Consider the following 21,305-nt stretch of genomic DNA (forward strand, 5'->3'; position numbering starts at 1 on the left):
CTATCTCGACAATCACAAATGATCTCGATTAGAATAGTTATTAGAGTTACAAACCCGGTTCGATACTCTCTGGGACATCAGGAATAGAGATTTTTAGGGGAGAGGGGATTTTCCAGTTGGCTAGAACAAAAAAAATAACGGTAGAACTATCCCCGGAACAACATCAGTGGCTTGAGGCTCAGTCGGAGATTACCGGTGACGATATTCCCGGATTAATCGGTAGCCTTATCAATGATGCCATCGCTAGAGACTCGCTGTCACGAATTCGCCCAGAATTAGAAACAGTCATAAAATCGACCGTTCGCAATGTGGTAGAAATGTCTATCACCCAAAAAACCATGGTAGCCGTAAAACTGTTTGATGAAGCTGTTTCGCCGGCCATGAAAGCCTTTGGCAATCGGGTTACCGAAAGCGTATTTAAACTGGCTGATCGGGTGGAACGACTGGAAAAACAAATTGGGACGATGCAAAAAGGCCAAATGAGAGATGTGTCGGAAACTTCTGATGATGAAGGGTCTCCTCCTGTCTTAACACCTGCGGCTTCGGCGGCGAAAGGTCCTCTGAAAAGCAATGATAGCACTGTCTCAGGTGAATCAACTCGTAAAGAAGGTGTCCTCGTCGATTTGCGGGATCATCTGCTCGGCGGGAAATGGCCTGAGTAAGCAAGAATATCCATAAAAAAAGGTTTCAAAATTGAAGTTACATAAACGCAAAAACCTCGTTACTTTACTTGGCGGAACGAGGTTTTTGATTTTTTGTTTTGACAGAAATATTTTCAATATTAAAATATCTCAAAAATAGACGGAATGGACTTAAAATAGATAAGCATAATTTTATTTCGCAAATAATATATAAGGAGTGATAGTGATGCAGGAACCAAAAGCGAGTCGTGAGAAATTCTCCTCAGGTTTAGCCGTTTTCTTTGCTACTTTAGGTTCTGCCGTAGGTTTAGGAAACATATGGAAGTTTCCTTATTTGACCGGCGACAACGGCGGCGGTGCTTTTTTGTTAGTCTATTTCCTTTGTATTTTGCTGGTAGGTTTGCCCGTTATGGTGAGCGAATTTTACATCGGCCGTAAGACCCGTAAAAATGCCATCGGCGCTTTTGAACAGCTAAAACCGAAAACCGCATGGAAACATATTGGCTCGATGGGGGTCTTTGCCTCCGGGTTAATTATGTTCTTTTACAGTTGTGTTGCCGGATGGGTCTATTTTTATCTTTTCAAAGCGCTAATGGGAACTTTCTCAAATATCACCTTAGAGACAGCCAAATCCCAGTTTGGCAGTGTCGTTGTCAACTCGGTTACGCCTCTTCTTTGGCAAGCGATTGTCATGGTCGTTGTTTCCCTCATCCTAATCATGGGTGTCCAAAAAGGAATCGAAAAAATCACGAAAACCTTAATGCCTTTGCTGTTTTTATTGATCATTATCTGTGATGTTCGCGCCCTGACACTTCCCGGCGCTTCGCAAGGTTTAAATTTCCTATTTCACGTCGATTTTGGCGCAGTGACGGGAACAGTGATTCTGACAGCTCTTGGACTGGCTTTCTTCAAACTCTCTCTCGGAATGGGCACAATGGTCACCTATAGCAGCTATTTTACCGATGAGGACAATCTCTTGTCCACAGCTGCAAAAGTCGCCTTTGCGGATTTGGCTGTCTCTATGCTGGCCGGTATGGCCATTTTCCCTGCCGTTTTTGCCTTTGGTATGGAGCCAAGCGCCGGTCCCGGCCTGCTTTTCATGACTATTCCCCTCGTTTTTTCAAAAATGCCTGTCGGTAACGTCCTGCTTGTGGCCTTTTTCTTCCTCAGTTCCATTGCAGCGACTACGGCGATGCTCTCCCTCGTTGAAGTACCTGTCGCTTATCTGTCGGAAGAACGGGGGCTGTCCCGAAAAGCATCGGTCTTGATCAGTGCCCTAGTCATCGTTCTCTTTGGCGCCTTAGCATCCTTATCAGCAGACAGTTCTAGCCTTTTAGGCGGCATTACCTTTTTCGGCAAAGGGTTCTTCGACCTCTTTGATTTTATTTCCTCGAATATTATCTTGCCTTTGGGTGGTCTGCTCATCGCGCTGTTTATTGGTTATGGCGCCGACAAAGACGACATAAAAAAGGAACTCACGAACCGCGGGAACTTGAAAATCGGCTGGATGATAGATCTATTTTTCTTTATCATTCGTTATATCACACCAGCTTTGCTGATTCTCGTTTTTATGAATTCCGTGGGAATTTTGTCGTAATCCGTCAGGCACGGTTTTGGGCAGGTTTTCTGACTCGGCGCTTGTGTAAACAATATTTTTTTGAAACGAAACCACTGAATAAATGTATTTTTACTGATCTGGCTGGCCCAAAAAATTGGGCCAGCCTATTTATATTTACCATAAAATATTTTTCTCATTTACTAATATTCGACATCACGACCATTATCATCACTGCTATAATTAAACATAACACTGTTTCGATGTGGTTAATTGCGTTCGAATGGTAGAAACGAAGTAAGGAGTGATTGCCGTTGCTCAGAGGACAGGAATTTATTGACGCGCTAAAGATTGTCGCCCCCGGGTTAAAAGAGATCCTTGGCAAAGACTTCGTATTGGTAATTACAGACCGTGAGCAGTTTCTTGATTACTACCCCGCAGATACGTTCGATCTCAATATTCAGCGTGGGAATCAAATCCCTCAGGGGGATCCTCTCCGGCTGGCGATGGCGCAGGGACACGCCCAAAACAATAATATTCCCAAAGAGGTGTTCGGTGTACCTTTTAAGGCTAGAGCAGTTCCCATTTATGATGATAATGGCTCTATCATGGGGGGTATCGGCGTTGGAGTCAGCATGGAAACAGAGGCATCCGTCATGGAGTTGTCTCACCATTTGCAAAATTCCATGCAAGAATCAGCCAAAGCTCTCGAACAAATCGCTTCGACTTCAGAGACAATTAACGAGATTGAACAGGTCCTCCACCAACACGTCAGGGCGATTTCAAACGCTGCAAAACAGATCAAGTCAGTTTTAGCGTTTGTGCAGAAAATGGCTGCTCAGACACAGATGTTAAGCATCAACGCATCGATCGAGTCGGCCCGCTCCGGTGAGTCGGGACGCGGTTTTGGCATCGTCGCTCAAGAAATTGGCAAGCTTTCATTAGATTCCAAAACTACAACCGATCAAATTAAGACTTTGACCGATCAAATTGAAGAAAAAATCAACGCTGCCATTAACGGATCGGAAAACGTTTTAAAAGCGAACCAGGATCAAAGCATAGGCATTCAAAAAATTACGGCGACGGTTCAGGAATTGACGGCTATATCAGAGCAGTTGGCGCTGATTGCTCAGGATCTATAAGATTCTTCTACATAAAAGGAAAGAGCCTTCCCTATGCTAGGGGAGGCTCTTTCCTTTTGTTTCTTATTATCGGCTCGGCTTGTATAGGCCGATCATCCATTTGTAGAGGTCATCATAAATCGCCCGGATCTTCGCATCAGAACTTCGACTTACAGTAACGAGGGTCTTAGACTCAGCATAATAAACATTTGTAGTTGGACCGTCAAAGCCCAATTCATGAGCACGGTTCAGTTGCTTGTAGAATAACTGATAATACTGAGGATCTTTCAACAGTCTGTCGTCGCATTCCAGTTCTACTCCCATTCGATACTGGCGTGCTAGATCTGCCGTTCGCATCATCCGCTCATCGGAACGTTTCGGATCTTCTGCATAATAGTTGGGCTGTAAAAAGGCGTAGTGGAAGCCATAGGAACGCCAATCATCATAACCATTGGCCCCATGGAAGGGAATCCAGAAAAAATTCTGTTCCTTCGCCCGAACCAGCCGAGCGGTGCCTTGGACTAGTTCTTTTTCGCCAGGAATACGCGCGTCCATCGTTTCGGCATACCAGTAGATGCCGGCCAACTCGAGATGTTCAAAATGAGCTTGTTCCCATCGACTCAACAGTTGCCCATAAAACCAGTCTACAGCAGCGAGGCGGTTCTTTAAGGCTGCTTCTTTACCCAGTTTTTCTACGTCAAAAGACAAAGACGGACCACTCTGTTCTAAACTGCCAAAACTATTTTGTTTCGGATCGGGATAGGGTATGGTGAGAATTACTTTTTCTTTTTCCGTCGTCCCCATCACTTTGTTCATCGAGGACAGGGCATCGTTTAAAGCGTTCAATTGAAGGGATGGAGTAAAGAGGTCATCTAGATAGGCTTGCCATTCATCGCGGCTGCTTCCAACCGTACTATAAGGCAGGAAGAGAATCGAATCAAACATACGGCCTGTCAGAGAGCCTTTTTGGTCCTGGTGGGCGATCATCGGTAAAAAATCAGCGCTCGTCCAGGTCCCTCTAGCCTCATGACCACCTGTATAAGCCAGCAAAATGTCATTCATACCAGGAACCTGTAAATATGTAGGTTCTGGTGCAGGCGCTGGCGCTTTAAGTGCTTCAGCAGCACGATCCTCTTTGGGTAATAGGAGTGGTTTTGAAGGTTCTGATCCTCCTGTCACAGATAAACGTCGTGCAAAAGTCCATATGTCTACAGGGAATCTGATTTTTATGTATCGCGTCGATACAGAAGGAAACTGGAGTGCTAGCGTTCGTGTCTGAACCGTCTTGTCTGAGGGAGGTATGTCATGGCGGGCTTGACCGAGATAGCTCCAGTTCTGTCCATCTGTTGAAACATAGGAACGCATATATTCTGGAAAACGGATCGCAGAGGCGATGTCTTGCATGAATTCCATTGATACGGAGGACACCGGTTGAGACGACCCTAGATCAACGATGATGTCACGGTCTTCCTGACGATAAAAGCCGGTCCAAGTATCGCTTTTTGCTCCGATGCCCTCTTCCGGCCCCGGATAGGATGTAGATTCAGTCTGTTGAAAAACCTGATCCGGTTTATCGGAAACGATCCTATAGGTAAAGGGGATTTCCTTTGCCCCATGTTCCCTATCGGATTTCCCAGAAGAAAGAGTTCCCTTCGATTTGTCCGTGTCAACCTTTTTTGCAGAACTGCCGCCATAGAAATTCACCATCACATCGTAAGCAGAATAGCCTGCATTGACGGTCACAGTTCCCTTTTTGTTTATGGAATCACCGAAAACAAATTGACCTTGCGGCGAGAGGGAACCCAAGTCGGGAACATCAGTCCCATAAACAGGTGTAAAGGGAAGTTCTTCTTTGAGTTCTGGAATCTCCAGGGGGGTTGGATAGCCTTTTTTGATATCCAGACTCCGAGTACTGATGATATCAAAGGCCCGTAATGCCTGGCTGTGCCTCCTGTTGGCGATCGCAGCAGCAACCGCTTCAGCTTCTGCTGCAGTCAGAGGCGCTTGCGGCTCAAAATTACCTGCACGCAGAGGAATCCAGCCTTGTTGTGCGATAAAGGCGACACCTGTTTTCGCATAGTCCGCTACAGCTGATCCGTCTGGATAGGGAATGTAAGACAAAGGCACCGACGGATCTCCAAGGGCTCTCCATATAAGCAAGGCTGCATCCTGTCGAGTGATCGGCAAATGGGGTTCGATTGGATCGCCCGGCGAGAGAATCCCCAGCGCAACCATAGCCTCCACATACCCGAACTCGGCTGTGTATCGAGGAACATCGCCATAGCTCGCTTTAACAGGATATAAGGGCTGAATTCCAAGTGCTTTCGCAAGTGACACGGAAAAAGTCAATCCTGTTATCGGCTGTTCCTTTGTATCCTCTTTTTCAGCCGTCGGCACAGGATTTTCTGCTCTCGCAGCAGCGATGCCAACGAGCGAGCCGTCATAACCATTTCCCGTTGGGACTATGGAAGAACTGGTAACTAAAAGAGCGGAAAGGCAGAATGCCCATTTTTTCAATCGCATTTTTTATGTACTTCTCCCATCTCGGGTATATTTTTCAAAAGGTTATGTAGAGATTTCGACGATATTGTTCTTGATTCCTTTTTATAGGCGTAAAAAAAGTCGTTGAGACGTCTTTTAACGTCAACGACTTAAGATCATTTTTTCTAACCGTAACGAGCGATCCCGTAAAGTTGCTCGATGTTTCCATGTAAATCTTCCAAAGAGGCGCTTACTTCCTCTGTCGTGGCCGCTTGGGATTGAGCTAACCGCTCTATCTCAGCTAGGTGAATTCGGTTTCCCTTAACATTTTCGACCATCTGCTGTAAGCCATTGCGGATCACCTTAGCATTCTCTGTGGTGTCATAAGCCAACTTCCGGATTTCCTCAGCCACAATGGAGAACCCTCGCCCCAACTCGCCGGCCCGTGCCGCTTCAATCGCCGCGTTTAAGCCGAGCAACTGGGTCTGCGCCGCCACTTGGTCAACCAGTTGGATGGCTTTTTCCATGATGTCAAGCCCTTCCATCAATCGTTGCCCCGATGTGGCGATAGCTTCAATCTCCGTCACCAATCCCTCAGCGGCAACGGTGATGTTTGTGCCCATGGTGGCCAATTGGTTTGTCGAATGTTCCAAGTTTTGAGCCATTGCTTCAATTTTTAATTGATTCTTCATTGCCGTTGTCGTCGAAATGGCTCCGACGACACGATTACCTTCATAGATGGGAATGGAGACAGCCGTGTAGGGAAATCCGTAGAGTGATTGTTCTTTCTCGACCCGACGAAGGATTTTTTTACCTTGTTTAATAGCTTCATAGGTAACCATTCCCGGTTTTAGGTAAGGGGACTTGTCGAAGTGAAATTGAATCTCTTTCCCGTCTTTACACCAAAGGAACTTTTCCGTATCGGAAACACCTAAAAAATTTCTTCCGTCCAGCAAGTCATAAAAGTTATCGGCCATAGACAGAACCTTTTGAATTCCCCGGGGCAATTCTGCCTCATTGCCCGGAAATATAAGCGCCATAATGCCCCCCTTTCTTGAACGAATCTTTCGTCCATTTAACGTTTATGCAATTGATTAATTCGATAATTCTGAAAAAATACCTTCTGTTTTTTCTATTATTTTCTTATTTTTGAAAATTTGTCTTTCCATCTTAAATAACAACAATGAGGAGGAATCACTAATGAAGATTTATGACATGGCATGGACAGAGATCGCAAATATCGATTTCAGTCGAAGCATACTGTTTATCCCTATCGCCCCGGTGGAAGAGCATGGCCCCCATCTACCTACCGGGGTGGATTGTTTGACTGCGGAGGAAGCCTGCCGACGTTGCGATGCTTCACTAGAAGAGCTGACCGGCTTGAAACCCTTTGTCTTCCCCTTAATTCCTCTAGGTTCAGCGCCGGAAACAGCCGATTTCCCAGGCACGATTTCCTTACCTGAGAAATTGCTGACCAGCCTTGTTCAGCAGACTTTACTCCAAGCCTCTCGATGGGGTTTTCGTTATTGTGTCGTCGTATCTCCTCATGGTTCACCGTCTCACTTAGCCAGTATTCATGCGGCTATTCGTTCCGCGGAAGCACAAGGGACCATCCAAGGGGCTGAGCCTTTCGCTCGCTGGATCTATAGCCGGCCGACAAAAAACGGTTCCATACCGGATATTCATGCCGGACAGTATGAAACATCCCTGATGCTTGCGCTTCATCCTCAGCTCGTTAAAACAACTCTTTTGCCAAATTTACTCCCCTGTTCGATCAGAGATATGCGAGGACCTGGTACCTGGAAAAGTAAAGGGGCCCTGGATGGTTACCTAGGCTCTCCTGCAGAAGCGACGTTTGAATTAGGCGAAAAAGCCCTTCCCTTTTTCCATCTTTGGATCGAAGCAGCGAAAGAACTGCATAAGGGAATAAGAAATAATCTTCCACCTTTTCTAGAGGCGAAGGTTCAGATGATCCTTTCAGAAATGTAACCTGATATAAAAGAGCCAGGCAGCGACTTTCCGCCTGGCTCCGCGAACACAAACCTAAAGGGTGGACACTCTTTCGATTCGAACTCGTTCAAAAGTGTCCATTACGGCTTTAGATATCATCTCTCGTGCTTCCTGAGAAATGGGGTGTACGATATCACGGTATCCTCCGCTGCGAATCTTTCGACTCGGCATCGTCACAATAAGCCCTTTGGGGCTTTCGACGACTTTTATGTCATGAACGACGAAAGAATTGTCGAGAGTGACCGATACAACTGCTTTTACTTTTCTTTCCGCATCAAATTTCTTCAGCTTTACGTTCGTTACAATCATATCTTACCACCCGTACTTATACGCTTGATTAAATAATTATTTTCGTATTATATTTTATTTATTTTTATGCGAGCGTCAACATATCCTAATAATTTTTTTAGCTCCTAAAAAATAAAGGCTGCCCAAACACTGATGTTGGGCTGCCTTTTTTACTCGAAAAGAGGTGCTCGGACAAGGAATAAAGTTTTGCCTAATCGGAGCTATCTGAGGTAAAATAGTCACAGGTCTTTTGTCCATCCTCTTTCTGTGACGCCCGAAAATAGGCGTCCAATATGGATTTGAATAATTTATTCCGTAACTCTCGAGAGATGGGATGAACGATATCCCGGTATTCGCCAGTGTGAGACCGACGACTAGGCATAGCGACGATAATCCCATTCGGGCCATCGACCACCCGAATGTCATGAATGGCGACCATGTTATTTATGGTGATGGAGATAATCGCCTTAATCTTCCCCTCGGGATCTAGCTTTCGGATCTTTACATCTGTAATTTCCATGGGTTCACCTGCTATCATTATGTACTAATTTTCTCTTTCACTATAATTTTACTCGAAGGACACCGCAGACTCAATAGAATTTTTAGGTTTGTTTAATGTTTGTTTAATGTTTTTGTTAAAAAATACACCGGAGCGAAATCTGATTTCACTCCGGTTCTTTGATCGTTCTATTCATTAATCAGTAAAGGAAAAGTAAAAAATCACCATCATCACGAATACTGCATTCCCGCCCAAGATACTACACAATTCATCAGCCTGATTCACTGGAGCCTTTTGTTTTTTCTTCGATAATTCTATGAAACCGCTCATGAAAATAAATATACCCATTAGTACGTAAAAGAGATATTGTAACCAAGTACTTGAGATAATGGGTAAGACTTCTTTCAGAGAAAAGAGTACTGAGGCCACAAGCAGAAGCAATACGCCCGAAATTAGACGCATCATCGATAAATACTGTCTCCAACTGCTAGCACTTAATGCTTCCATTAGGCGTCCCCTTTTTGGCTTTTTATTTGGAAATCCACCATGTTTTGTGGTATTGTTATAGTTTTTACGAAATACATACTTATCATATATAATCCTTAGATAGAACTACAAGTCCCAATTAATTGTATCCCAATTTGTAACCACATAAAAAAGCAGTCCTGCCTTTCAGCTGGACTGCTTTTTTATGCTTATTTACTCCCACTCAATCGTTCCGGGAGGCTTGCTGGTGATATCGTAGACAACACGGTTAATGCCCTGGACCTCGTTGACGATTCGGTTAGATATCCGTTCCAACAGTTCATAGGGCAAACGGGCCCAGTCTGCGGTCATGGCATCGTCAGAGGTGACAGCCCGCAGGACGGCTGGGTAGGCATAGGTACGACCATCTCCCATAACGCCGACGCTCTTGACAGTCGTCGGAAGAACGACGAAAGACTGCCATATTTGCCGGTAGAGACCAGATCTTTTGATTTCCTGGAAGACGATATCGTCGGCGTGACGGAGGATATCAAGGCTTTCCTTGGTCACCGCACCGAGACAGCGAATCGCTAGACCGGGACCAGGGAAAGGTTGCCGCCAGACGACGTCTTCCGGTAGACCTAATTGCAGGCCCAGCTCTCGAACTTCATCCTTAAAGAGGGTGCGCAGAGGTTCGATGAGTTGGAATTTCATATCTTCCGGCAGGCCGCCTACGTTGTGGTGAGTCTTGATCGTCTCGGCGGTAGAGGTTCCGCTTTCAATGACGTCCGGATAAAGGGTACCTTGAACGAGAAAATCCACCTGGCCGAGTTTGGCCGCTTCTTCTTCAAAGACATAGATGAATTCGTTACCGATGCTCTTGCGCTTTGTTTCCGGGTCGCTGACGCCGGCGATTTTCTTGAGGAACCGCTCTGAGGCTTCCACGAAGATCAGGTTCATGCCCAGTTCATCGCGGAAGGTTTTGACGATGCGCTCCGATTCGTTGAGGCGCATGAAGCCATGGTCTACATATACACATGTCAACTGTTCACCAACAGCCCGGTGCACAAGCACTGCAGCCACCGATGAGTCGACGCCGCCGGAAAGAGCACAGAGAACTTTTCCGCTACCCACTTTTTCGCGAATCGAGGCCACTTGCTCTTCGATGAAGTTCTCCATGGTCCACTCACCGGTGCAGCCACAGACGCCGAAGAGGAAGCTCCGGAGCATGTCCGAGCCCTGCGGGGTATGACGCACTTCCGGGTGAAACTGCAGGCCGTAGAAACGGCGGACAGGGTCGGCCATGGCCGCAAAGGGGGCATGGTCCGTCTTGCCGGTACCGACGAATCCGTGGGGAAGGACTTCCACCTTATCGCCATGGCTCATCCAGCACTGCACAGCGCCAGACATGTTTGCAAAAGGGCCTTCCGCTTCCATGATCGTAAGGTCAGCCTTACCGTATTCGCGAGAATCCGCTTTGACGACTTTACCGCCCAGTTGGTTGACCATCAACTGCATTCCATAGCAGATACCGAGGATGGGAACACCTAACTCGTAAATCGCCGGATCTACGGCCGGTGCGTTCGACTCATAGACACTGGAAGGGCCGCCGGTAAAAATGATCCCTTTCGGATTCATTGCCCGGATCTCTTCAATCGGCATGTTGAAGGGATGCATTTCACAGTAGACGTGCAATTCCCGTACTCGGCGGGCGATCAACTGGTTGTACTGGCCGCCGAAGTCCAGCACCAGAATCGTTTCATGCGGTTTGGACAAGATTGTTGCTCCTCTCAATACTCTCTCAACTTTTATGATCAGACAGGCGAACGATTTGTTCCCTGTCTCGCATCCGCAATGGTCTTATTTACTGTATACTTCTGGTTTTAGGACAGCCACATAGGGCAGATGGCGATAGTCCTCCGCATAGTCCAGTCCGTAGCCGATGACAAACTCATCAGGGATCACAAAGCCGTTATAGTCGGGAGTGATGGGGATTTTCCGCCGACTCGGCTTGTCCAGAATCGTACAGACCTTTACGGAAGCTGCTCCACGGGATTTCAGGTTGTCTAATAGATAGTTAAGGGTGAGCCCCGTATCGACTATGTCTTCAACGATGAGGATATGCTTTTCCTCAATCGCTCGATCCAGGTCTTTAAGGATTCGAACCGCACCGGATGACCGGGTCCCTTGACCATAACTGGATACGGCCATAAAGTCAATTTGAATCGGGATACGGATGGAGCGGATCAAATCGGCCATGAAGACGAGAGCACCTTTCAGAATACCCACGACCAGCAGATCTTTGCCTGCATAGTCCGTTGAGATGGACTCGCCGAGTTCTTTTACCTTCGCTTTTAGATCGGCTTCGGAGACGAGGATACGTTCTACCACTTGTTCCATGCTGCTGCCTCCTGTTAATACGAAAATAAGGCCGGTTCCGCAGACCGGCCAAACGAACGATTTTAGTCAAGTGTTAGGTTCGCCTAATCAAAAAAAATTATACCAAGAGCAGAAAAATGATGTCAACAGGTCAAGCCAAGATGGTCAAACCAACTTCCAACCTTTGACGACCAGTTGAGGCCAGATAAAATAACGGGAAAGATCGATCGTCAGGGGATAGCCGCAATCAAATCCCTTGGCTTGGTAGACCGTAAAGCCTTCCAGTTCAAACTTTTCGTAGCGATCAGCCACCTGGCGCTTCGGAAGTCCTACCTGGATTTCTGGAGGCGCGTCCAAATGAATACAGCATCCTACCTGTATGGGCGCATCGATACGGAGCGTGCCGCCCCGGCGTTCAATAAATTCTTTCGCCGCTGGAGTGAAAGACCATGAGGTGTATAGATCGTCGGAGGTCACTTTGATGTTATCGTTCACTCCTTTGCAAACGGAATATCCTATCTCGACTACCATATTGTAACCTCAATCTCAATAATACCATAGCGAATCTTTCGTTACATCGGTTTATAGTGAACATCCACATAATTCGGAGATTCCTTAGCCATCGCTTTAAACCAGGACCGGATTGCATCGACGATGATGATTAGAATCAGCACGATCATCATGACCATCAACACCGTATTGAGGATCATTCCTTTGGGGAGGTACGAGTTGTAAATCGATAGGATACCCGCCGTTATCGTGGTAACGCCGAGAAAAATCATCGGCAAGGCAGTGATTAGACTGTAGATCCAATTCTTTGTCCGCCGCAGGATAACTGTTGTGCCAATGGCTAGAGCTATAGTAGCCAGCAACTGATTGGAAGTTCCGAAGATAGGCCATATCGAGGATACAGTGCCGCCATAAAGAAGATAACCCCATCCCAAAGAAACAACTATCGATGATAGCAGCATCCCTGGAACCCAACTCACCTGTTTAAAGGGCGTGTAAAAATTACCGAGGGCGTCTTGAAGGATGTAGCGTGCCACCCGTGTCCCCGCGTCGATAGTCGTTAAAATAAAAAGGGCTTCAAAGACAATAGAAAATTGATACAAATAGGCCATCCATCCTTTCAAGCCGGGAAGAGATGAAAAGATATAGGCCATACCCACCGCTAACGAAACACCACCGCCGGTCCGTCCAGCTAAGTCCATATCGACCATCTGGGACAATTGTGGCAAATTGACGATGCGAAACAGTTCATTCCCCGACGCAGCCAGTTTTTCAAAGGCTGCTGGACTTGTGTTGATAGCAAAGTAATCTCCTGGAAGGAGCACACAGGCGGCCACCAAAGCCATAGATGCGACGAGCCCTTCCATGAGCATAGCACCGTAGCCCACCATTAGCATGTCTTTCTCACTGTTTAAAAGCTTGGGTGTTGTTCCTGAAGAGATGAGGGCATGAAACCCTGAAATAGCGCCACAGGCGATCGTGATGAAGACAAAAGGCCAGACCGGTCCGGGAATAATGGGACCGCCGCCATAGACAAAAGTCGTGAAGGCAGGCATATGGATTTCAGGCCGAAGCATAAGTACACCAAAAGCTAAGGCAAAAACAGTGCCAATTTTTAAGTACGAAGAAAGATAGTCCCGCGGTGCTAAAAGCAGCCATACGGGCAGTGCTGCCGCCACGAAACCGTAAGCTGGCAAGATGATCTTCAACTGTTGTTCATCAAACATAAACCATGAGGCCAACGCTGACTGTTTCACATAGGGCCCTGCAGCAACAGAAAGGAGGACCAATGTTGCCCCTATGACAGAAGCCTCACCGATTTTTCCTGGTCGAAGGTACCTCATATAGATACCGATAAACAAAGCGATGGGTATCGTGGTGCCAATGGTGAAAGTACCCCACACATTGTCTTTGAGGGCATGGACCACGACGATAGCGAGTCCCGCCATGGCGAGCAAAACAATGAGCAGAACTGCCACGGTGCCGGCCACTTTCGTCACAGGACCAACTTCTTCCCGAGCGATTTCCGTCAAGGACCGCCCCCGGTGGCGTACCGACGCAAAGAGAATGACCAGGTCATGAACTGCCCCAGCTAAGACGGCACCGGCGAGGATCCAGAAAAATCCCGGCGCATAGCCAAACTGAGCCGCCAGTACTGGGCCCACGAGGGGCCCGGCGCCGGAAATAGCGGCGAAGTGATGACCAAAGACAACCCATTTGTTGGTCGGTACGTAATCTTGACCATCCTCTAATTGATGAGCAGGCGTGATCCGACTTTCGTCAATAGTAAGGACTTTTGCTGCGATAAAAGCACCGTAATAGCGATAGGCAAGAACAAAAACAAAGGCAGCACCTAGTACCAGGTAAATCGCATTCACAATAAAACTCCTTCCTTTTTGAAAATTCGGTTAATTGTTAATTCGATGCACTCCGGTTATTTCCTTCCTTATTTATCCTTTTGTTGTTATGCAAAAAGCCCCCTCCTTAGGAGAGAGCCTTTTGTAATTCATTGTTTTGTGGAAACTGTTGGCGGTTCCACTTGGATTTGCTTATCGTAATCCCAGAATTCGATCGTCAACAGCAAACGATCTTGAGGCGCGTTGCGGCTAGTCGCCTCAATGGTACTTTTATAAAGGACTTGTTTTACAGGATCGATCCATAGCCGGTAATAGAAATCTTTCCAAAAAGCAGCGAGAAGCCGGTTTGACACTTCCACCCGGCATTCCAAGACGAGACATTTTTTATCGCGGATCGTATCCCGCCCGACTACAGTTACCCCTTCAATATTCTTGAATTCCAAGGAGTTTAAAGGGCTGATTTCCGAAAGCAGCAGGTCTTGCGGACCAAACTTATTCTTTTCGATGTTATACCAACTCTTTTTTATGGGGTCCCACAGGTAGAATAAGTCGCCTACCGTATAGATCTCAGTCGGTGACTGCAGGAGTGTTCCCTTGAGATAGAACTTTTCCACTTCTGCCCGTTCACCGGAAAAACGACTGACCACCTCTTCCCTTCCGTTCACTCGAATCAGAAAGGTGCTTTCGAAGCGAAATTGCGGGCTCTGGAGCGTACCAGCCATGGCTTTTTTCACTAAAGCCAAGGGATCTCTCGGGTTCCACCGTTCTTGATGGTCGCTCCGCATGATGTAAGCAGCGCCTACAATCGTCAACAGTATCACTACGGCCATGCCGTAAATCCACCTGCGTCTCACACCGCCTCCCCCTTCGGCTTCCCCGTATCTTCTTGGAAAAGGATATTTGTCGCTTCAGGTAGGTAGAACAGCAGGGACGAAGGGGACCGACTGGATAAAATTGTATTTTCTATCTATCATTCCATCTGAATATACAGGGTACTGTGGAACTAGCAAGGAGGTGCAATGAATTGCCTCTTGTGTTCCGCCGTTTCTCTGTAATGATCGCAGGGTTCCTGCTGTGTGCCCTTTTTGTCCTGCTTAACGATGAAAAAACTATCGATTTATCTACGGCTTTTGACGCTCCCGTCTCAAACCATAGGGAAAATGTGGGGACAGGGGGGATCAGAAAAGAGGACATCGCTAAAAAGGGACGACCTGCCCAGGGATGGACGGCGGAAGCTCAGTCTGTATTGGATCAGTGGACGGAAGCTGGAACAACTGCCGGGGAACGTTCCGCTACGTTCGGGGGAACGATCATCGTTCATGTGGCCGGCGAAAAGTATACCTTTTCACCGGGTATCTCCATGAAACAGTTAGGCCCAGGAAAATGGACCTACCAAGCTAGCGGTGATCCTCGCTCGGCTCGCAATACCGCTGCCGCCTTTGTTCGTTCCCTACCAGATACAGTCCGCGTCCTTGACGGCGGCGTGCAGATAATTACGACGGCCCTAATGCGCGGCACTGATACTGAGGTGAACCTCCCTGCCTGGACCGTAGTATCGGACGCGCTTCTTTCAACGGCCAGTGTCAGTCAGGGCGGACGGTATAACACAGGAGTCGCCCTCAACATCCTCACCGGACTTCTCCTGCCTCCTGGAAAAGAGTTTTCTTTTAACAGCATGGTTGGGCCCCGGACTCCGGAGCGCGGCTTTGCCGTAGGGAAAGTGCTCAATGGTAATAGCTATATTGACGAAGTCGGCGGGGGCATCTGTTTCGCTTCGACTATTGTCCATCAAGCGGTGAAACAAGCCGGCCTTACCATTTTGGAACATTACCATCACAGTAAAAGGTCCCCTTATGTAGAGCCTGGAGGCGATGCCACCGTCTACTTCGGAGTCATGGATTACCGATTTCGGAACAGCGATAGCCCACTGATGCTAGAAAAACGCTCGGCCCCTGGTCGATTAGGCCTTCGGTTATGGAAAATCGTAAATTACGAAAGGGCGAACGAAGATAACCGGTAAGGACCTGACAAAATTGGGTACTCCCAACAGAAGACGACCGATTGAAAAAGTTGATGAAATCGAAGAAAGAAGAAGGGACCTCCCACAATCGGTGAGAAGCCCCTTCTTTTGTTTTTTCTTTAATCTTCTTCATATCTCCGGGTTCGACTATAGTGTTCATCACTGTGCTTTTCCCTAGAATAATAATTGCCCTTATCACCGCGTCCAAAGCTGCGGTACTCACGCTGTTCGCCGTTGAATTCACCGCTGTGCCGATAACGATCGCTAGTGCCTATTCTTCCTTCTCTTTCAAGGGACCTTCCGTTGCTATTATGACAGTCCACACAGTTCTGGATCTCTCCATAGTTCGTGCTGTGATGCCTTCGCAGCATTGAGCTCTCACTGTGACAGGACGAACATGAATACTTCTTATAGTCTCCTCCTTCGTGGCACTCATTACAGGAGACTCGATGGTCACCGACCAGAGGGAAATATTTACTGTGGTCGAAGCTAGACGGTTTCCAAGCTTTCGTCGTATGGCAAGAGGCACAATCGTTGCCGAAAGCCTGGTGATCGTTTGGACCTTGATGGCATTGTTCACAGCTTTGCTCAATATTCGGCAAGCTGTGATCAAAGCGACTGCTGATGTTCGCTGTCGTTCCCAAATGTTCCGTGTGACATTCCATACAGTCGTTGCCGTTTTTTGAGTCGTGATAAGCCAGTAGTTCCCCGGTCATTTGTTTATTCATCTTTTCCCGACTATGGCAGTTGGCCGTAGTACAATTCTTGCTTTCTACATTCGACCAAGGGCTATGGCAATCATTGCAGCCTTGGACCGTCTCTGCATGGGCTTGGGCCAAATGACCTGGTGAATAAAAACTTTCCGGCAACATTTTCCACTGAACAGTAAATACTAGCGCTGAAAAAGCTGCAAAGGCGAAGGAGAAGAGGATCAGTCTTTTTATTCCCTGTGACATCATGTGTACTCCCTCACCATCCTCGGTAATAGACAGCCGATAGGATATGCAGAGCGATGAGGAGCCCTAGGGTGGCGTTCAGCGGAAAGTGTATCTGCCGCCATTGGGAGAGCATTTTCTCTCCCGCAACCATCCAAATGAGGTCTTCCTCTGCTTCATCCCGGCTTTTCCCCTTCTCCATCAGGGATTTTTTTTCAATAGTCAATTTCTTTTTGATGTAGAAATGCAGGAAATAGCCAATTTGACCGCTGATCATGACGATGAAGAAGAGGACGAACGTAGCCCAGGGAACGATGGCATGTGTTCGCCCGCCTACGTGAAAGCAAATGAGAAAGTTTCCGACGATGGTAAAAAGGACATGGATTTTTAGCCAAGTAATCAGCTTTCCCGGAAAAGTCTTAACCCGTTTTTTTACGGAGTAGCCTATGGAGACCAGAACCAACAGGGTCCCCATTATCCCAGACCAGTACAGGGTTTCTACCCGATGTTCCTCAAACCACTGGATTCCCAGTATATACCCAAAATACCATATAACGAGAACGCCTACGCCGGCCCATACAACGCGCCAGAGCAATCCTCCCACCTTTTTTGACCCCTCTCTTCTACGTTAAAGCAATATGAGCCAACACCAGCAGAAGGGCAGCTGCCGAAATAGTCCGATGGTAGTTATTAGTGTCTCGGTGTTGAAACTATTGTTGGTTGTTTTTAGGGTTTCCCTTTTCTTCATGAAGAGGCAGGCTGACCGAAAAGGTGCTTCCTCGGCCGGGTGTGCTTTCGACCTGAATCGTTCCTCCATGGGCTTCAACGATCCAACGAGCAATGCTGAGACCCAGTCCAGTGCCGCCCATCTGTCGAGAACGACCTTTGTCCACCCGGTAAAACCGGTCAAAGATACGCGGTTGATCATTTAAAGGAATACCGATACCGCTATCTTGAACAATGACTCGCACTTGTTGACCTTTCGTTTGCTTTGCCACGGCCAAGGACAAGGTAATCTTGCCCCCTATGGGGGTATATTTCACAGCATTATCTACTAAGATGAATAGCAATTGAGCGATTCGTTCTCGGTCACCCCAGATTGGTATCGTCGGTAACCCCTCCGCTTCCAAAGCTACTCCTTTTGAAGTCGCCTGGTGTTGAAAGGTCCGCAGGATCTGATCGATAAGAGAACGTAAATCAAAAGTTTCACGAAGCAGTTCTAAGTTCCCCGAATCTGCGCGCGCCAGTGTGAGTAGATCGCCCACTAATCGCGTCATCCGGCGAACTTCATCTTTCATATCGGACAAGACCTGCTGGGAGAATTCCGAAAGATTTCTCCTATCATCAGCTTCAATCACTTCGATAGACGAATGGAGCACACTGAGCGGTGTGCGTAGCTCATGGGAAGCATCGGCCACGAATTCCCGCTGACGGGTAAAGGACTGTACGATCGGTACCATGGCGCGGCCTGCCATATAATAGGCAGCACCAGCTGCAAAGAAAAGAGAAAAAAGAGATAATACCCCGAGAACGAACAGCAAACGCTGTAACACATGGTGGGCAGAACTCACGTCAAACCCAGCATAGGCGGCACCGATGAACCGGTTTCCTTCATAAAGAGGTTGAACAGCGATCAGAAGTTGAAACTCCTGATCGCGCATCCCCGGAATACTGACCAGCTTCGTTTCGGCCTTTGTAGGAACCCAGTCCCGAATTTGCTCTGTAACTACCGGTTGAATCGAAGGAAGCATCCCTCGACTGCGAAGGGAGTTCCCTTTTTCGTCTGTCATTAGATAGAAGAGGAATTTGCTGCGATTGGGATCATCATCCTTTAATAGACCATCCATTTGGGTACTGTCTTCGATTGCTTCCGAAACAGTGCTTTCATCATCGTCTTTTTCTGTTGGCGGAACAACCCCGATATCTCGTCTAGTTTTGTTGTAGCGTTCTTTATGATCTGTTTCATCTCTAAATGCAGGAACTCCGGGACCGCCGGAGTGTGCCCTTTTTTTCATCTCTTTCGTTTGCTCAGAAGCGATCCCTGTAAGCAGCGATTGAAGCTCTTGCTTTTCTTCTTGATAGAGCATGGAGGAGAGTACCGTATAGGTGATCACTGTGAAAAGGAGCAAAAAGATCATCATCAAACCGGTATAGATGAGCGTCAAACGGGTCCGGGTCCGGGTAAACACATTCATTCCTCCAATGTATAGCCGACCCCTCGGATGTTATGTATCAGCTTTCGAGTTTCAGGAGATTCGATTTTTTTACGCAATAGGCGGATATAGGCGTCTAAGGTGTTGTCGGTGACTCCCGAATCGTAGCCCCACACCCGTTCCATGATTAGTTCCCGGGGAAGTACTTGGCCGCGGTTTTGTACGAGCAGATCGAAAAGGTGGTATTCTCGGGCGGTGAGTTGGATTTCGTCACCGTTCCGGGTGACAGAACGACGACTCCGGTTGAGCATCAGATCGGCCACTTGAACGACTTCTTCCTGAAGGGGGATATGACCGCGCCGAGAGAGCGCCCGGATTCGAGCGGAAAGCTCGGCGAAAGCAAATGGTTTGACCAGGTAGTCATCAGCTCCGGCGTCGAGTCCTTGCACACGGTCTTCCACGGCATCCTTAGCTGTGAGCATGAGGATAGGCCCTCCCTGCCCTTCTTGCCTAAATCGCCGGCAAAGACTTATACCGTCAACGACGGGCATCATCCAATCTAAAATCAACAGGTCATAATGGATCGTTTTAGCATAGTCATAGGCATCGTCACCCCGTTGAACCCAATCCACTTCATGGCCTTCCCGCTTAAGCATGTGGTCGATCAAGTTGCCTAGTCGCGGATCGTCTTCCGCCAGCAAGATCCTCATCCCCAACCACCTCGTGTGAAACATTTGGTTCGTCCGTCTTCAACTGAATGGCAAAGATGATCTCATATTCGTTCTTTCCTTTAGCCATCCTTTTTTCTGATAACGTAAGACCCTTTTTTACCCGTTTACCCTAGACCACTATACCTTCTCAATCTGAAAAAGTAATGAAAGCAAAACCCCGGTAAATTGGCTCAGACCAATTCACCGGGGTTTCTGATTCTCAACTCTAAGGTTACTTTTCCGGCCGGGCGCATTCACCAGCTTGTCCTTTAAGGATTTCAATACCGTGAGGCAACGCTTGTAAAATAACATCTAAACATTCTGCTACAGCTTTGGGGCTGCCTGGTAAATTGATGATCAGTGTTTTTCCCCGGATTCCGGCGGTACCCCGTGTGAGCATCGCCCGAGGTGTAATTTTCATGCTTTCGGCACGAATCGCCTCAGGGATGCCGGGAACAAGACGTTCTACCACGGCCAAAGTGGCTTCAGGGGTCACATCGCGGGGCGAAAACCCGGTTCCTCCGGTAGTAAAGATGAGATCCAGTGCCAGATCGTCAGCCATCTCCCGAAGAGCCGCAGCGATCAACTCCCTCTCATCAGGAACGATTTTATATGCGGCCACGTTGCCGTCGATATGGCGAACAGCATCGCTGATCACGACGGCTGATCGGTCTTCCCGTTCACCGCGGCTACCTTTGTCTGACGCAGTAAGTATGCCTACACGAATCATCAGGCTTTTCCCTCCTCCGGCTCTGGAATCGCTTCTATAGCATCACCCACTTGGACCGGTCCGCCAGTCACCACTTTGATGAAAATGCCCTCTTTGGGCATGACACAATCGCCAGCCTGATAGTAAATCGCACAGCGGTTGTGGCATTCCTTTCCGATCTGGGTGACTTCCCCGATAGCCTCCGAACCGAGTCTTAGGCGGGTGCCGATAGGCAGGGAAAGCAAATCGATTCCTTCCGTGGTGATGTTCTCGGCAAAATCGCCTGGGTTCACGTCCAATCCCAGGTTCCGCATTTTCTGAATGCTTTCTAAAGCGAGCAAGCTGACCTGCCGGTGCCAGGGACCGCCGTGGGCATCTCCCTCTAAACCAAAATCGATTTTCAGCAGGCCTTGGTCAACGTTCTTCTTCCGCATCCCTTTCTTTTCGCTGGTGCACACGGCCACAATTTTCGCCATCACTCATTCCCCCCTGACATAGTGACCGCTTTTTCCTCCCGATTTCTCCATTAGACGGATGTCGGTGATCACCATCTCTTTGTCCATAGCTTTGCACATATCATAAATCGTCAACGCCGCCACGGAAACCGCCGTCAAAGCTTCCATCTCCACGCCGGTCTTGCCCGTCGTCTTTACACGAGACTCGATCTCTATACAAGCATGAAGCTCATTCAACGTAAAATCTACCGTGACGCCGGTAATATAGAGAGGATGACAAAGTGGAATCAATTCGCCGGTCTTTTTCGCAGCCATGATACCGGCCAACCGGGCTACTGCCAGAACATCGCCTTTGGCGATCTGACCGTCACGAACACGGCGAAAAGTCTCTCGTGCCATGACTACTCTGCCTCGAGCTACCGCTTCCCGAACGGTGTCCTCTTTAACGCTCACATCGACCATGCGGGCGCAGCCTTTGTCATCAAAGTGGGTCAACGGATCCATTTAGTCACCACCAT

Annotated in this window: 22 protein-coding genes; 5 read left to right on the top strand and 17 right to left on the bottom strand. The window is 47.8% G+C overall.

Annotation, left to right across the window (positions count from 1 at the left end):
- Nucleotides 1–116 precede the first annotated feature (116 nt).
- The 3 genes from H1S01_RS09570 (at nucleotide 117) to H1S01_RS09580 (ending at nucleotide 3,338) form a co-directional block, all read left to right on the top strand.
- Entirely contained in the window at nucleotides 117–662 is a 546-nt protein-coding gene (locus H1S01_RS09570; protein ID WP_188040029.1) for a hypothetical protein, read from the top strand.
- Nucleotides 663–867: 205 nt separating this feature from the next.
- The gene (locus H1S01_RS09575; RefSeq protein ID WP_188040032.1) at nucleotides 868–2,238 is read left to right on the top strand and encodes a sodium-dependent transporter; all 1,371 of its coding nucleotides are present in this window, start codon (nucleotides 868–870) and stop codon (nucleotides 2,236–2,238) included.
- 272 nt (nucleotides 2,239–2,510) lie between these two features.
- A complete protein-coding gene (locus tag H1S01_RS09580; protein WP_188040034.1) occupies nucleotides 2,511–3,338 on the top strand; it encodes a methyl-accepting chemotaxis protein in 828 nt (275 codons plus the stop codon).
- A gap of 66 nt (nucleotides 3,339–3,404) precedes the next feature.
- Here H1S01_RS09580 and H1S01_RS09585 read toward each other — a convergent pair whose 3' ends face one another.
- Nucleotides 3,405–5,840 carry a DUF4855 domain-containing protein gene (locus H1S01_RS09585; RefSeq protein ID WP_188040035.1) on the bottom strand — a complete coding sequence of 812 codons (2,436 nt, stop codon included), beginning with the start codon at nucleotides 5,838–5,840 and terminating at the stop codon, nucleotides 3,405–3,407.
- A gap of 143 nt (nucleotides 5,841–5,983) precedes the next feature.
- Entirely contained in the window at nucleotides 5,984–6,838 is an 855-nt protein-coding gene (locus H1S01_RS21930; RefSeq protein ID WP_188040036.1) for a methyl-accepting chemotaxis protein, read from the bottom strand.
- Nucleotides 6,839–6,998: 160 nt separating this feature from the next.
- On the opposite strand from H1S01_RS21930, the gene H1S01_RS09595 reads away from it, so the two are divergent.
- Nucleotides 6,999–7,787, top strand: coding sequence for a creatininase family protein (locus tag H1S01_RS09595; protein ID WP_188040037.1), 789 nt, complete (start codon nucleotides 6,999–7,001; stop codon nucleotides 7,785–7,787).
- Nucleotides 7,788–7,841: 54 nt separating this feature from the next.
- Here H1S01_RS09595 and H1S01_RS09600 read toward each other — a convergent pair whose 3' ends face one another.
- The 8 genes from H1S01_RS09600 to H1S01_RS09635 form a co-directional block, all read right to left on the bottom strand.
- Nucleotides 7,842–8,117 carry a SpoVG family protein gene (locus tag H1S01_RS09600; RefSeq protein WP_188040038.1) on the bottom strand — a complete coding sequence of 92 codons (276 nt, stop codon included), beginning with the start codon at nucleotides 8,115–8,117 and terminating at the stop codon, nucleotides 7,842–7,844.
- 190 nt (nucleotides 8,118–8,307) lie between these two features.
- Nucleotides 8,308–8,616 (bottom strand): septation regulator SpoVG, encoded by a 309-nt coding sequence (gene spoVG / locus H1S01_RS09605; RefSeq protein WP_188040039.1) that lies wholly within the window; start codon nucleotides 8,614–8,616, stop codon nucleotides 8,308–8,310.
- 174 nt (nucleotides 8,617–8,790) lie between these two features.
- On the bottom strand, nucleotides 8,791–9,102 hold the full coding sequence (locus tag H1S01_RS09610; RefSeq protein ID WP_188040040.1) for a hypothetical protein: 312 nt from the start codon (nucleotides 9,100–9,102) through the stop codon (nucleotides 8,791–8,793).
- A 192-nt stretch (nucleotides 9,103–9,294) separates the two neighbouring features.
- Complete coding sequence (gene guaA, locus H1S01_RS09615; protein WP_188040041.1) at nucleotides 9,295–10,836, bottom strand: glutamine-hydrolyzing GMP synthase; 1,542 nt, start codon at nucleotides 10,834–10,836, stop codon at nucleotides 9,295–9,297.
- A gap of 84 nt (nucleotides 10,837–10,920) precedes the next feature.
- Nucleotides 10,921–11,460: a hypoxanthine phosphoribosyltransferase gene (gene hpt / locus H1S01_RS09620; protein WP_155476194.1), complete on the bottom strand. Its 540-nt coding sequence runs from the start codon at nucleotides 11,458–11,460 to the stop codon at nucleotides 10,921–10,923.
- A 144-nt stretch (nucleotides 11,461–11,604) separates the two neighbouring features.
- The gene (locus H1S01_RS09625) at nucleotides 11,605–11,970 is read right to left on the bottom strand and encodes a CC/Se motif family (seleno)protein (RefSeq protein WP_188040043.1); all 366 of its coding nucleotides are present in this window, start codon (nucleotides 11,968–11,970) and stop codon (nucleotides 11,605–11,607) included.
- Nucleotides 11,971–12,011: 41 nt separating this feature from the next.
- Nucleotides 12,012–13,826, bottom strand: a complete 1,815-nt coding sequence (locus H1S01_RS09630) for a carbon starvation CstA family protein (RefSeq protein WP_188040045.1) — start codon at nucleotides 13,824–13,826, stop codon at nucleotides 12,012–12,014.
- A gap of 128 nt (nucleotides 13,827–13,954) precedes the next feature.
- Nucleotides 13,955–14,659, bottom strand: coding sequence for a hypothetical protein (locus H1S01_RS09635; protein WP_188040047.1), 705 nt, complete (start codon nucleotides 14,657–14,659; stop codon nucleotides 13,955–13,957).
- Nucleotides 14,660–14,838: 179 nt separating this feature from the next.
- Between H1S01_RS09635 and H1S01_RS09640 the strand changes: the two genes are divergently transcribed.
- Nucleotides 14,839–15,825 (top strand): VanW family protein, encoded by a 987-nt coding sequence (locus tag H1S01_RS09640; protein ID WP_341479076.1) that lies wholly within the window; start codon nucleotides 14,839–14,841, stop codon nucleotides 15,823–15,825.
- Nucleotides 15,826–15,944: 119 nt separating this feature from the next.
- Here H1S01_RS09640 and H1S01_RS09645 read toward each other — a convergent pair whose 3' ends face one another.
- The 7 genes from H1S01_RS09645 to moaC all read right to left on the bottom strand — a co-directional run bounded on the left by H1S01_RS09645 (nucleotide 15,945) and on the right by moaC (nucleotide 21,291).
- Nucleotides 15,945–16,781 carry a cytochrome c3 family protein gene (locus tag H1S01_RS09645; protein WP_188040050.1) on the bottom strand — a complete coding sequence of 279 codons (837 nt, stop codon included), beginning with the start codon at nucleotides 16,779–16,781 and terminating at the stop codon, nucleotides 15,945–15,947.
- Nucleotides 16,782–16,794: 13 nt separating this feature from the next.
- Complete coding sequence (locus H1S01_RS09650) at nucleotides 16,795–17,364, bottom strand: hypothetical protein (protein ID WP_188040052.1); 570 nt, start codon at nucleotides 17,362–17,364, stop codon at nucleotides 16,795–16,797.
- Nucleotides 17,365–17,470: 106 nt separating this feature from the next.
- Nucleotides 17,471–18,949 (bottom strand): ATP-binding protein, encoded by a 1,479-nt coding sequence (locus tag H1S01_RS22315; RefSeq protein ID WP_188040053.1) that lies wholly within the window; start codon nucleotides 18,947–18,949, stop codon nucleotides 17,471–17,473.
- A 2-nt stretch (nucleotides 18,950–18,951) separates the two neighbouring features.
- Nucleotides 18,952–19,623 carry a response regulator transcription factor gene (locus tag H1S01_RS09660; RefSeq protein WP_188040054.1) on the bottom strand — a complete coding sequence of 224 codons (672 nt, stop codon included), beginning with the start codon at nucleotides 19,621–19,623 and terminating at the stop codon, nucleotides 18,952–18,954.
- Between the two features lie 232 nt (nucleotides 19,624–19,855).
- Nucleotides 19,856–20,353, bottom strand: a complete 498-nt coding sequence (locus tag H1S01_RS09665) for a MogA/MoaB family molybdenum cofactor biosynthesis protein (RefSeq protein ID WP_188040055.1) — start codon at nucleotides 20,351–20,353, stop codon at nucleotides 19,856–19,858.
- Nucleotides 20,353–20,808, bottom strand: a complete 456-nt coding sequence (locus H1S01_RS09670) for an MOSC domain-containing protein (protein ID WP_188040056.1) — start codon at nucleotides 20,806–20,808, stop codon at nucleotides 20,353–20,355. The genes H1S01_RS09665 and H1S01_RS09670 overlap by 1 nt, the downstream gene beginning before the upstream one ends.
- Nucleotides 20,809–20,811: 3 nt before the next feature.
- Nucleotides 20,812–21,291, bottom strand: coding sequence for a cyclic pyranopterin monophosphate synthase MoaC (moaC, locus tag H1S01_RS09675; RefSeq protein WP_188040057.1), 480 nt, complete (start codon nucleotides 21,289–21,291; stop codon nucleotides 20,812–20,814).
- Between the last annotated feature and the right edge of the window lie 14 nt (nucleotides 21,292–21,305).

The organism is Heliobacterium chlorum (genome assembly GCF_014502795.1).
GTDB classification, from domain to species: domain Bacteria; phylum Bacillota; class Desulfitobacteriia; order Heliobacteriales; family Heliobacteriaceae; genus Heliobacterium; species Heliobacterium chlorum.